This window comes from Azoarcus taiwanensis, from assembly GCF_012910885.1.
Taxonomy (GTDB): domain Bacteria; phylum Pseudomonadota; class Gammaproteobacteria; order Burkholderiales; family Rhodocyclaceae; genus Azoarcus_F; species Azoarcus_F taiwanensis.
The window spans coordinates 1-13,072 of the sequence record NZ_WTVM01000115.1 but is presented as its reverse complement, the minus strand read 5'-3'; the positions used below and the strand labels follow the sequence as shown (position 1 = coordinate 13,072).

The following is a 13,072-nucleotide window of genomic DNA, read 5'->3' as shown; positions in this document are numbered from 1 at the left end:
CCTCGGCATCGTCCAGCAACGCGAAACAGGCAGAGGAAGGCGGCAGGACTTCGGCGGAGGCAGCCATGTTCGGCCAGAAGTTGAAATCAGGGGTGAAGATCGATGTTTCGCGCATCTCGAAGCGTGCGCGGATACCGACAAAAAAAGCAAACGCGTCCGGGGGACGCGCATTCGCTGGTCAATCGGCAAAGAGAATAGCACGCACTCCGTGCACTTGCTGTCACCACGCTGATGCTCAACGCCCGCCGGGCGATCATCGGTTGCACAGAACAGCGATCCCGACAGGCACAGGCAAGTCCAAGGCGGCACGGGGCAGCACAGCTGCCTCGAAGCTTACCGAGACCATGCGCCGGGTCAGTTCGCGAAACGCAGCGCCTGATTCTCGAGCCCGGATTCTTCACACTGACGCAAAGGATTACGGCGTGCCACGAAGAGCGCATCGGTGGCCGCAGCCGTGAAAGTGCGAGAATGCAGGTTAAATGCCTCTTGCATAGGCAATCACCTCCTGGGAGATGGCCTCCAATGCCACGCTCCGGCGCACTCCTCCAAGCTTTACCGCCTCTTTCGGCATACCATAGACGACACAGGTGGCCTCATCCTGGGCAATCGTCAGGGCGCCTGCGTCATGCATCTCCTTCATTCCGCGAGCTCCGTCGTCACCCATCCCGGTCATGATGATCCCCATCGCATTCTGGCCGGCGAATCGCGCGACCGAGCGAAACAGCACATCGACCGATGGGCGGTGCCGATTGACCGGCGGACCATCGACGACCTCAACCTGATACTGGGCACCGCTACGACGCAGCATCATATTCCGCCCACCTGGCGCAATGAGCGCCCGGCCCGGGATGACACGGTCGCCGTTTCGTGCTTCGAGAACCTCAAGTTCACAGACGCTGTTGACGCGTTCGGCAAACGCTGCGGTAAATTTCTCCGGCATGTGCTGAACGATCACGATCCCCGGCGTCACCCTGGGTAATGCGGAAAGAAAGCGCTCGAGAGCCTGTGTCCCTCCGGTGGAGGCGCCCACGGCAATCACCTTGTCCGTTGTCACCGACATTGCCTGAGCGGGAGCCATCGGGACCGCATCGAGTCCCAAACGGGGGCGTGGGGGCGGCGGCGCAACGAGCCGTCCAACGCGGGCACGAGCGGCCGCCCGCACTTGCGCAATCAGGTCGTTGCTGCTGTCGACGAAGAACTGTTTGAGGCCGATCTTCGGCTTTGCGACGATTCCCACCGCCCCGGCGGACAAAGCCTGCAGCGTCGTTTCAGCCCCCTTCTCCGTGAGGGTCGAGCAGATCACGACGGGCGTCGGCCGCTCGGCCATGAGTTTGCGCAGAAACGTCAGCCCATCCATTCGTGGCATTTCCACGTCCAGTACGAGCACGTCGGGCCAGTCCCGGCGCATCTTGTCGAGTGCGAACAGCGGATCGGGTGCCGTGGCGATCACATCCATATCCGGGGCCGAACCAAGCACCGCCGACAGCACCTGTCGCACCGTGGCGGAGTCATCCACAATCATCACGCGTATCGTTTTCAAATAAAGCCTCTCAACGGGTCTGGAATGATCGATCCGGACATCAGCCTGATATCGTGTCGCCCGAGCGGAGCGAGGGGTTGGCCAAGGGCGTGTGCTTCATCCACGCATGACCGCTCCACAAATCGAAAATGACCTGGCGATGTCCCTCTCCCCCCATGTGCTCCGCCTTGACCGCGAAACCGTAACGCTGCACCAGCGACCGCGCCGCCGTTACATTTCGGTCATGCACCGGCGCAAAGGGGCTGCGCCCGCTGGCCGCGCCGACATGCCGGAACATCCTGCCGCCACCGAACAGTTTCGCCTCGAACTCGGCTGGGGCACTCCTCGCCTGACGGATTTCGCCAACCAGCGCCTCGATCGCCTCATCGCCGTAACGCCCGTCTGGCGCACCGTCGCGTGGCCGCGCGCGGTTCGGAAGCATGAAGTGGCACATCCCGCCGATTCGACGTTGCGGATGCCATAGCGTGACCGCGACACATGAGCCCAGAACCGTGCGGATACGCGTATCTTCATCGCCAAACCACCACTCCCCCGGCTGCAGGAAGATCTCGATCACATGCGGCGGTTCGCGCATCAGGGTTTCCGGTATACCGAGGCAACCACCGGGTCGAGCCCGGCCACGACCCCATTCAGGCTCTCCGAATGCCCGACCACGAAGTACCCACCTGGGCGCAGCCGTTCGATCAAGCGCGAGACCACGGCACGCTTGGTCTCGTTCTGAAAATAGATGAGCACGTTTCGCAGGAAGATCACGTCAAAGACGCCGACGTCCGGCAAACGCTCGTTGAGATTGATCTGCCGGAAGCTCACCCGGTTGCGGATGCCCGGATCCATGATGAAGGTGCCTTCCTGGCGTCCAACGCCCTTGAGGCAATAGGCTCGCAGATACGGCTGGGGGATTTCGTGCGCCTGGGCCATGCGGTACTGTCCCGACCGCGCCTGATCGAGCACACGCGTGCTGATGTCCGAGCCGAAAACCTCCCATGGCCTTTCGCCAAGCGTGTCGGCAAGCAACATGGCGAGGCTGTATGCCTCCTGGCCGCTGGATGATGCCGCGCTCCAGACCCGAAAGGTGCGCCCTTTCGGGTGTTCGGCCAGGACGCGGTCGCGCAGGAAGTGGAAATGCTTCTCTTCCCGGAAGAAGTGCGTTTCATTGGTGGTCAGCAGGTCGACCGCAGTCTGAAGTTCATCGTCTCGCTGCGTGATCAGCTTGAAGTACTCGGCATAGCTTCCCAGTCCATGATGCCGCAGACGTTTGTGAAGCCGGCCGGCAACCAGGGGTTTCTTGGAATCCGCAAGGCTGATACCCGCAATCCGGTATATCAGCTCACGAAACTGCGCAAACTCCGACTCCCGGAGGACAAGCTGGGCGTCATCCGTATCCATGGCAATCGTCGTCATGGCTGTTAAAGGCCGAGGCCAGTCTCCTGTTCAGCGAAGGACGTCAATCATGCCAGGGCCTCCGACCCGGGACGCCATTCCACGGCGCCTTCTTCACGACGATCCGAGATTGCCGGACTGCCTTCAGTCTTGAAGAAGCTGACGAGTTGCTGCAGTTGTTCGGCCTGCCCGCTCATCTCCTCGGCCGTGGCCGCCAGCTCCTCCGAAGCACTCGCGTTCTGCTGCGTCGCCTGGTTGAGCTGGTTCATCGCCATATTGACCTGGCCCACGCCGGTGCTCTGCTCCTCGCTCGCCGCCGTGATCTCCTGCACCAGATCCGAGGTCTTGCGAATGCTCGGCACCATCTCGTCGAGCAGCTTGCCGGCCCGCTCGGCCATCTCCACCGAGCCACCCGCCAACTCCCCGATCTCCTGCGCTGCCACCTGGCTGCGCTCGGCGAGCTTGCGCACTTCGGCCGCGACCACCGCAAAACCCTTGCCGTGCTCGCCTGCACGCGCCGCCTCGATCGCCGCATTGAGCGCCAGCAGGTTCGTCTGATACGCAATGTCGTCGATGATCCCGATCTTGCCCGCGATGCTCTTCATCGCCTCGACCGTACGCTTGACCGCCTCGCCACCTTCGGTCGCCTCGGTCGCCGCCTTGGCCGCCATGCCGTCGGTCACCTTCGCGTTCTCGGTGTTCTGCGCAATCGACGCCGACATCTGCTCGATGCTCGCGCTCGTCTGCTCCACCGAAGCCGCCTGCTCGCTCGCCCCCTGGCTCAGCGACTGCGCCGTCGCACTGACCTCCTCCGATACACTCGAAAGGTTGTCGGCCGCCGAACGGACCTCGCCGATGATCTGACCCAGTTTGTCGACCATTCCACGTACCGCGGCCAGCGTGCTACCCGTGTCGCCCGGCCTGACTGAGACCGCAACACCCAGGTCGCCGCCAGCAACCTTGCTCACCACATCCGCCACATAGATCGGGTCGCCCCCCAGCTGGCGCAGGATGCTGCGAATGACAACTGCCCCGAGACCGATCAGCAGCAGCGCGGCACCGAGGGCAACCGCAAGCATCGCCACCACTGCCTGACGCTCGGCCTCACGTCCGTCCTGGACCGCCTGGTTGCCGATCGAGATGTTCAGATCGACGATCTTGCCGAGCGTCGCGTCGGTTGCCGCGTACAAGGGCGCGATCCGGTCCAGTTGAGCGAACAACTGTTCGAACAGGTTGACCTGCTCTTCCCGGCTGCGATTGCGGCTCAGGGCCTCGATCGTTGCGGTCAACTGGCGATCGACCTCCTGCCAGGTGGACCATTGGCCGAGGAACTGCTCCCACAGGACCGCCTCTTCGGTGGTCTGCGGCAAGGGCTCATAGAGCTTCCAGCCCGACTCGATCCGGCTCCAGGCTGCCTGTTTGCCATTGAGCACGTTCGCAAATCGTGCCTGGGCCGCGTAATCGTTCTCCCAGGTCAAGGTCAGCAAGTTGGCCGCCCGAACCGCCGTCTGCCCTTCGCTCACGGTCAGCAGACCCTGCACCGAAGGCAGCCGGACCTCGCCGATCTCACTCACGGAGTGGCTCAGTTTCGAAATGCCGAGCATGCCGGCGCCAGCGATCAACCCCGCCGCGACAATCGCGGTCGTCAGGAGCAGGATCAGTTTCGATTTCAAGGTCATTTTGGAGATCATTTCGATCATTTCCTGGTTTGGAATCACTTCAAGAATCCGCCACACAACCCGACGTCGGGACGCAGGGACGCAAGGCGGACAGGCATCGGCCCCGTTCAGCCAGTCATTGCGTTCGCAGTACGTTCACTTGTCCGGCCCACGGACACGGCGCTCACCGCTTCCGCCTCGCGAAGCCTTGCATGCTCGAGCAACTGAGCCACATCCAGCACCAGAGCAACCTCGCCGGAGCCCAGAATCGTCGACCCGGAAAGCCCTCGCAGGCCGGCAAAGATGCGTCCGAGCGGCTTGATCACGGCCTGCAGTTCACCTTCCAGTTCATCGACGACCAGCCCCGCCTTTCGGCCACCCCACTGGACGACGACCACGTTGTGGCGACGCACGACCGGCCCCTCGAGTCCGAAGTGCTCCCTCAGGCGCAGCAGCGGAAGCACCTCACCCCGCAGGTTTATGTAATCCGGTTCATCGGACGATCGACCCTCGCCCAGTTCCACGCACTCGAGGACCATGTCCAGTGGAACGACGTAATGGCCTTCACCCACCGCCATCAGGAATCCGTCGATGATGGCCAGCGTCAGCGGCAAGCGGATCCGGAAGGTCGAGCCGGACCCGGCACGACTCTCGATCTCGACCGTGCCGCGCAATGCTTCTATGTTCCGCTTGACCACGTCCATCCCGACGCCACGCCCCGAAAGGTTGGATACCGCGTCGGAGGTCGAGAACCCGGGCTCGAAGATGAGGTTCCAGACTTCGGCATCGCTCAACCCCTGGGCGTCCTCGATCAGCCCCTTCTCCTGCGCCTTCGCGACGATCCGCTCACGACTCAATCCTCCACCGTCGTCACCGACCTCGATCACGACGCTGCCCGATTCGTGATAAGCATTCAGGCGTAGCGAACCGCGCGCCGGCTTTCCTCGCGCAATCCGGGTTTCGGCGGACTCGATACCGTGGTCCATCGCGTTTCGCACCAGATGCGTCAGCGGATCGCCGATACGCTCGACCACGCTCTTGTCCAGTTCGGTATCCGCGCCACTGATGATCAGCTCGATATCCTTGCCCAGCTCCTTCGAGACGTCGCGTACGACCCGGCGGAAGCGGTTGAAGGTCTCACCGATCTCGACCATTCTCAAACGCATTGCGCCGTCGCGAATGTCCTCGACCAGGCGAGCCATCTCCGAGACCGCTTCCATCATCGCGGCATCCTTGTTCCGGCCGGCAATCAGGCCCACGCCGGCACTGGCGATCACCAGCTCCCCGACCAGATTGATCATGCTGTCGAGCTTGTCGGCATGAACACGAATGAACCGGGCCTCCTGAGACTGGCGCTGACGAACGTCCTTCTGCTTCGCCAGTGCGGCATCCACCAGCTCCGTCTGCACCGCCTGCCGTTCAACGAGAATCTCGCCGAGCGGCGGAGCAGCTTCGTCCGACGTGCTCTCCTGCCCCTGAACCGCCAGGCCCTCTTCGAGCTCGCGACGCGTGATCGCACCGCTTCTTACCAGCAGATCACCCAGCAGCAGATCCTCTTCGGGCAGCTCGTGAATCAACTGCAGATACTCGGAGAGCTTGCTGCCCGGCGGCAGGATCCGCAATTCGCAGTCCTCACGCACGAACTCGAACACGCTTTCGATCTCGGTCTTGTCGACCTCCCCGTGAAAGCGGATCTCGAAACCCAGATAGCACTCCTCCGGGTCCATCTCGTGCGCCGGGGGCATTGCGTCGAACACTGTCTCGACGTGGGACAGCTGACCCAGCGTACCCAGATACCGAATGAACGACGCCGGATCGAGACCGTTCTTCATCACGTCCCGGCCGAAACGCACCGAAACGTGCCAGGCATCGCCCTGCGCGCCGTCGCCCCCCTCGCGATGGAAGACGGCTTCCTGCTCCACCGGCATCGACCGCGAGCCCGCGCCGCCGAGGCAGGCAGAAAGCTGCGCCACCAACGCGTCGCCCCGTTGGCGAGTCTCGTCGTCGGCATCGGAGTCGCTCGCGAGCAGGTCGAGCAGATGGCTCAGATGGTCCCTGCATGAGAGAAACAGACCGATCATCGCCTCGGACAGGGCCAGTTCGCCATCGCGAACCTTGTCGAGAACGCTCTCGGCCTCATGTGTGAAGGCGACGATCTCGTCGAAACCGAACAGACCGGCCGAACCCTTGATCGTGTGGGCCGCGCGAAAGACGGAATTGATCGCCTCGCTGTCGTCAGGGATTTCCTCCAGCTTCAGCAGCCCTTCTTCCATGGCCTCGAGGAGACCCCGGCTCTCGGCCAGAAAGGTCTGCAGGGCTTCGGACATCGTGCTCATGTACACCTCACGGATACTGGATGCGCGGCGACTCCGCCGGCGCCGGGGGAATCGGTCGTCCCGGGGACATGTTTCGCGGACCGCGACCGGTCGAGACACATTCTGGTCATCATCGCTCGGCCGGAATCACGAGGGGATCGCCGAACCATCCGGCAAGGTTGAACAGCTCGGTCAGGTCGATGACGGCCGCACTGTGCCGGCTCAGCGTGAGCGTTTTCCCCGCCCGCTTTGCCTCGCTCTTGAGAAGAATGAGAAGCTGCACGCCCGCAGTGTCGATCTCGGTCACCGAGCCGAGGTCGATCTCCAGGCCGTCCGACTCCTCGAGAGCGGCGAGCAGGGCATCCTTGCATTCGGCCGCAGAGTAGATCGTCAACTCGCCTTCGGGGCACAGCCGACCGGATTCGTTCTTCAGTTCCATGGCGCGCTCACGGCAGGATCAGCTTGGAGACGGCATTGAGCATCTGTGGCGGCTGAAAGGGCTTGACCACCCAGGCGCGGGCGCCTGCCATCTGCCCTTCCTGCTTTTTCGCTTCGCCCGCCTCGGTGGTGAGCATGATCACCGGCGTGAACTTGTAGCCCGCCATCGCCTTCATCTCCTTCACGAAGGTGATGCCGTCCATGTTCGGCATGTTCACGTCACAGACGATCAAGTGGATCTTTCTGCCGTCGAGTTTGCCCAACGCATCCTTGCCATCGCAGGCCTCGACGACTTCATAGCCCGCGCCCTTCAGCGCAATCCCGACGACCTGTCGCAAGGTTGCCGAATCGTCCACGATCATGATGGTCTTCGCCATGACTTGCCTCTTCGTTCAAAAGAATGTGATTTCTGCAGCGGCACCGGCACTGTTGTTCTGAACACCCCGGTGATGATCCTGCTGCTCCAGCGTGGTATAGGTTCGCGCGAGGTCATCCAGCCATGCCTCGACATCGATCCCCTGTTCGCCCGATGCAAGATGCGCTTCGAGACGCCCGAGATCGGCCGTCACGTGGCCGAGGATTTGGCTGATCCGGTCCTGGAACTGCAAGGAGACCATTACCTCGCCAATCGCCTGTTGGACGGCCTGCCCTTCATCCTGAAACTCGGCGGCGGCCTGGGTGAGATACCCCACCGTATCCCCGAACACGGTGAGCACCCCCTGAATCATCAGCTCGGAATCGCGCATGGCCTGTTCCTCCAGGCCGGCCTGCTGCTCCGTCATCTGCGCGATTGCCAGAATGCTTCCCGACACTGCATCGACCCGTTGGCAGATCTGTTTTCCAGCGTTGTCCGACAGCGTTGAGAGCTTCCGGACCTCATCGGCGACAACCGAGAAACCGCGTCCAGCTTCGCCAGCGCGCGCCGCTTCGATGGCCGCATTCAGTGCCAGGAGATTGGTTTGGGTCGCGATACCCGAGACGGTCGTGGCCATCTCCCTCAGCTCGTTCGTGAACTTGGCGATCTCCTTGACGCGGTTGAAGACCCCCGAACGGGCCTCCATTCCCGACCGAAGCCGCTCGAGCATCGCGGAGAGATCGTTGCGCCCCTTGTCAATCAACTCGATGACACTGCGCTGTTCGCCGGATTGGCTGCGGATCATTCCGTCTGCCGCATTGCGATAAACATCCAGGGCCGCACTCAAGCGGGCGTCGATGTCAGCGAATGAGTTCGTCAGGTTTGCAACAGCGCTTTCCGACTGGGTCCGCGCCGATTCGATCTGGCGCGACCAGATCGGCAGTACGCGGACGCAGAGTTCATCAAGCCGGTTCTCTCCCTCGCTTGTCACGGACTCCACAGCCGGTTCCGGCACCACGGCCGGCTCCGCAATCACGCCGGGCACCAGAGCCGTTTCCGTCCGGCGTAGCAAACGAACCGCCGGCAAACGCATACCCACGACGGCCAGAATCGCCCCGAGCAGGGGAATCCCCGCGCTCACGAGTCCGCCCTCCGGCGCTACCGATGCCGTGACGCCGGCACCCAGCAAGCCGACCCCCATCAACGCCACGACAACCGGCCGCTCGACAACGCTCATTGTTGCCCCCCGTTGCCTGCCGCAACATCTCGAGCAGCGGAATCGGCCGACAGTTTCAGCAGTTGTGAAACCAGCGCCTCGAATTCCATGGATTTGTCGAAGAAGGCATCGACACCCGACGCCATGGCTCGCGGGCGACATTCGAGATGATTCGAGAAGACGAAGACGGATGCGCCGGGACACTCCGACTTGATCAGCGCGACCGCTTGAAGCCCCTCACCGTCGGGCAGGTCGATGTCCAGCACGACTGCGTCCGGGCGCAATGCGCAACACCGCGCGGTGACCTCTTCGAGAGACCTGGCGACGGACAGCGCCGTAAAATTTTCCACCCCGCCAAGGAGGTCGATCAGCCGTCGATAGACGGCGGATGAATCGTCGACAATCAGCAGCTTCACGATGCAACTCCCCAACGCGGATCGTTGGCATCATGATTTCAGACTGACGCAAGCACAGGAATCGGTCGCTATTTCACCTGAGGGTCAGGCAGGAATGATTCGACTGTAGGAATATCCCTACCTTTTCGACAGCGGGTGATTACAGCACTGTAGGCCCGGCGGCAGGCGAGCCGGCCTCCGCGCGTCAGGATTCGATCAACTCATGCTTGAGCGCGTACCGAACCAGTTCGCTGAGCGACTCGAAAGACATTTTCTGCATGAGTCTGAACTTGTGGGTGCTGACAGTCTTGGGGGAGATGTTCATCTTCTCGGCGATCTCGTTCACGCCGACGCCCTGCGCGAGCAGCAGAAAGATCTGGAACTCCCGGTCGGACAGGCGCGTATGCGATCCACCCGTCGAAGCCGAACCCCCTTCGAACACCAGCCTGGAGGCCAGCTCCGGCTCGATGAAATGCCCCCCCGAGGCACAACGTCGAATCGCATCGAGCAACATTTCGGGGTCGCTATCCTTGGTCAGATAGCCGGAAGCGCCCGCCTTGATCGCTCGGGACGCAATCTGGCTTTCCCCGTGCATGGAAAGGACGAGAATCGGCAGCTCGGGTTTTTCGGAGCGAACCCGCTTGACCAGTTCCGGGCCGTTGGGACCGGGCATGCTCATGTCGGTCAGGAGCAGATCGAAACCGCCTTTGCGGGCCAGCTCCAGCGTCTCCCAGCCATCCCGGGCCTCCCCCACAAGCTCGATATCCGAAGCGAGCGCAATCACCCGACTCAAACCCTGCCGGACGATTGAGTGATCGTCCGCCACGACTACCCGAATCATCCCCTCTTCCTCCTCTTCTCCTCGCTGTCATCCATGCCGGCTTCAACCGGTTCGCGCTGCTCCAGCGGCAGGCTCACATTCAGCGTGGTTCCGGCTCCCGGCCGGCTTTCGATTTCCGCTCTCCCACCGAACATCAATGCACGCTCCCGGATACCCAGCAAGCCAAAGGTCCGCTTGTCCTCCACGGCACCGAGGTCGAAGCCGACCCCGTCATCGCAAATACGCATTCTGAAGGTGTCGCCCGACTGCTCGAAGCTGACCCCGATCTCGCTGGCGTGCGCATGCCGGGCGATATTGGTTAACGACTCCTGCAGGATGCGAAACACGGCCGTTGTCTGGGCATCATTCAGGCCCATGTCTTCGGTCGGCGCGTCGAGCCGGCAGAGCACGCCAGTTCGTTGCTCGAAACCGTTCAGCAACCACTCGGCGGCCGACACCAAGCCCATGTTGAGGGCGCCGGGTCGCAAACTGGCCGCGATGTCGCGCACGACCATGATCGTCCGGTCAATGGTGCCTTTCATCCCTTCCGCATGCCGCTGCAGTTCCGGATCGAGGTCCGAGAACCGCATCATGATCATCGCCGTATCCATACGCAGCGCAGTGAGGTACTGCCCCAGCTCATCGTGAATCTCACGAGCGATCCGGGTACGCTCCTGCTCACGAATCAGCTCATGGTGCGCAGCGAGGTCCCGCAACAGCTGGCGAGAACGCAGCAGATCCTCTTCCTTGAGCTTGATCTCGCTGATGTCCTGCACCGTGCCAAGCGCAAACCGGGGAGCCCCATCCGCATCAAACTCGATCTGTGCCCGCTCACGCACCCAGCGCGTCAAGCCACCACACACGATGCGGTGCTGCACATCGAACGAGGCTCCGGCCAGCGCCGACTGCCACTGCCGGTCGACGGATCCGCGGTCGTCGGGGTGGACACATTCGAACATTCGGGCCTGATCCACGGGTGCTCCGAGTGCGATGCCGAAAATCCTGTAGCACTCGTCGGACCATTCGAGCCTGCCGTCCTGCATGTGCAGCTTCCAGCTACCGAGGTGCGCCTGCGCCTGGGCCTGGGCGAGGCTGGCTTCCCGTTCGCGGAGCGCGCGATCCGCCTCACGTGCGGCGGTAACATCCTGATTGACGATGATCGCGCCATCCAATCGACCGGTTGAACCGAGCATCGGAAATACGGAATTGAGGATGGTCTTCGAACCCCCCTCCGGATGCTTTATGTCGAGAATTTCCTCGACGACTTCACACCTTTTCTTGAACGCTCGCTCAAGGCCCCACTCGCTTGGCCCCGCCTGGGCATGCCACGCATCCGGCCAATCCGCGGCGCTCCCGTCAGTCGAGTTTGTTCCACCCCAGATTCTCCGCCCCTCTCGGTTTCCGTAAGTGACGGCGCCGTCGGCATTGGCCAGCCAGACGCCGACTGGCAGACGCTCCAGCACCATCCTCAGCGTCGCTTCGCTCCGCCGCAGTTTCTCCTCCTGACTCTTGTGTTCGCTGATATCCAGAGCATTGACGATCCAGTACTGCCCCCCGCCACTCGAGTCAGGCGCGGCGGTCAGATCGACCAGGGCGGGAAACACCTCTCCGCCCTTTCGTTGATGCAGCGACTCAAAGCGCACATGCCCCTCCGCTTCGACTCGCTTGATCGTTTCCTCGAGCGCGGGTTTTGATTCGGGGGCGAGCATGTCGACGATCGAGGAGCCTCTCAACGCATCGGGCTCGTGTCCATGGAGTCGCGCGAAAGCAGGATTCACCAGCTCCATTTGCCCGCTCTCTGGACGGCAGACCGCGATTCCCCAGCCGGCATGCTCGATGAGTTGCCGCCAGCGGGCGAGTTCCTCGATGGCTCGCCGACGTTCGCCGACGTCGCTGAACAGAACGACCGCACCGGTGATGGCGCCATCATCGATCAGCGGCGCAACCACATACTCGACATCGAGCGGCGATCCATCGGCATGCCAGAAAACGTCATCTTCGATTCGACGGATTTCGCCGTCACGCAAGGTCTGGCTGACCGGGCAGAGAACATCGGGATGGCAAGTTCCGTCTCGCCGGGTATGGTGCATGAGCGGATGCATGGACCGGCCTATCAGCTCGCCGGCTCTGTAGCCGAGCATCGACTCGGCCGCGGGATTGACGAAGGTGAGGCAACCCTTGGCATCCAGACCATAAATCCCCTGCCCGGCATGGTGGAGCAACAATTCGTGCTGCTTCACCATGGTCAGCCGTTGGGATTCCACCTCACGCAACCGGCCGTAAGGACCTGAGAACCGGGAATAGACCAGAATGCCAGCGACGATAGCGAGGCCGACGATCGCAGTCGCTACCGAAGTCATGTCCTACCGGATTCCCCGAACGCCTGCTGATAACCGACAAAGTGCCGGATCGACCGAAAGGACCGGATATCGAGCCAAGGTGCTCATGATTCCCCTCCGCCCATCGAGCGCTGGAAGCGAGCCAGCACGCTGGCGCTCGTCAAGCACCCGCTCACGATCTCCTGATGTCGAAAAGCCTCAAGAATCTGCGCTCGCAACTGCGCCTCGTTCCAGGGCTTGGTGAAAAACTTGAAGATCGCACCCTTGTTTATCGCCTCGACGACCGAATCGACATGAGCTTGCCCGGACACGACGATCCGGACCGTCTTCGGATACGAAGCCTTGATTCTGCTCAGCAGCTCAACGCCACTCATCTCGGGCATGCGCTCATCCGTCAGGACGACCTGCACATCATTGCTCGCCAGTATCTCCAGCGCCTCACGTCCACTACGTGCCGTGAGCACCCGGTAGTCCTCACCTTCGAGCGCCAGGCTGATCATCGCCAGCACCGCAGGCTCGTCATCGACAATCAGCAACGTACGTGCGCCGAAGCGCGGCCCCGGCAGGATGAGCCGCTTGTCGCTGCCGAGCAGAATGGCGACTGTCTCTTATACAC

General features: G+C 62.2%; 12 protein-coding genes. All 12 read right to left on the bottom strand.

Going from position 1 to position 13,072, the window contains the following annotated elements:
* Window positions 1–475: 475 nt before the first annotated feature.
* Entirely contained in the window at window positions 476–1,540 is a 1,065-nt protein-coding gene (locus tag GPA21_RS15610; protein ID WP_168989054.1) for a protein-glutamate methylesterase/protein-glutamine glutaminase, read from the bottom strand.
* Window positions 1,541–1,580: 40 nt separating this feature from the next.
* Window positions 1,581–2,114, bottom strand: coding sequence for a chemotaxis protein CheD (locus tag GPA21_RS15605; RefSeq protein WP_211163639.1), 534 nt, complete (start codon window positions 2,112–2,114; stop codon window positions 1,581–1,583).
* Window positions 2,114–2,926, bottom strand: coding sequence for a CheR family methyltransferase (locus GPA21_RS15600; protein WP_168989053.1), 813 nt, complete (start codon window positions 2,924–2,926; stop codon window positions 2,114–2,116). The genes GPA21_RS15605 and GPA21_RS15600 overlap by 1 nt, the downstream gene beginning before the upstream one ends.
* 62 nt (window positions 2,927–2,988) lie before the next feature.
* The gene (locus tag GPA21_RS15595; RefSeq protein WP_168989052.1) at window positions 2,989–4,611 is read right to left on the bottom strand and encodes a methyl-accepting chemotaxis protein; all 1,623 of its coding nucleotides are present in this window, start codon (window positions 4,609–4,611) and stop codon (window positions 2,989–2,991) included.
* A gap of 95 nt (window positions 4,612–4,706) precedes the next feature.
* Window positions 4,707–6,914 carry a chemotaxis protein CheA gene (locus GPA21_RS15590; RefSeq protein WP_246262000.1) on the bottom strand — a complete coding sequence of 736 codons (2,208 nt, stop codon included), beginning with the start codon at window positions 6,912–6,914 and terminating at the stop codon, window positions 4,707–4,709.
* Window positions 6,915–7,023: 109 nt separating this feature from the next.
* The gene (locus tag GPA21_RS15585; protein ID WP_168989051.1) at window positions 7,024–7,332 is read right to left on the bottom strand and encodes an STAS domain-containing protein; all 309 of its coding nucleotides are present in this window, start codon (window positions 7,330–7,332) and stop codon (window positions 7,024–7,026) included.
* 7 nt (window positions 7,333–7,339) lie between these two features.
* A complete protein-coding gene (locus GPA21_RS15580; protein ID WP_168989050.1) occupies window positions 7,340–7,708 on the bottom strand; it encodes a response regulator in 369 nt (122 codons plus the stop codon).
* Between the two features lie 15 nt (window positions 7,709–7,723).
* On the bottom strand, window positions 7,724–8,392 hold the full coding sequence (locus GPA21_RS21380; protein WP_422614160.1) for a methyl-accepting chemotaxis protein: 669 nt from the start codon (window positions 8,390–8,392) through the stop codon (window positions 7,724–7,726).
* Between the two features lie 527 nt (window positions 8,393–8,919).
* Complete coding sequence (locus tag GPA21_RS21030; protein WP_339379782.1) at window positions 8,920–9,318, bottom strand: response regulator; 399 nt, start codon at window positions 9,316–9,318, stop codon at window positions 8,920–8,922.
* 184 nt (window positions 9,319–9,502) lie between these two features.
* Window positions 9,503–10,138, bottom strand: coding sequence for a response regulator (locus tag GPA21_RS15570; protein ID WP_168989048.1), 636 nt, complete (start codon window positions 10,136–10,138; stop codon window positions 9,503–9,505).
* Entirely contained in the window at window positions 10,135–12,477 is a 2,343-nt protein-coding gene (locus tag GPA21_RS15565; protein ID WP_168989047.1) for a PAS domain-containing sensor histidine kinase, read from the bottom strand. Before GPA21_RS15565 ends, GPA21_RS15570 begins: the two co-directional genes overlap by 4 nt.
* 83 nt (window positions 12,478–12,560) lie before the next feature.
* Window positions 12,561–12,992: a response regulator gene (locus tag GPA21_RS15560; protein ID WP_168989046.1), complete on the bottom strand. Its 432-nt coding sequence runs from the start codon at window positions 12,990–12,992 to the stop codon at window positions 12,561–12,563.
* Between the last annotated feature and the right edge of the window lie 80 nt (window positions 12,993–13,072).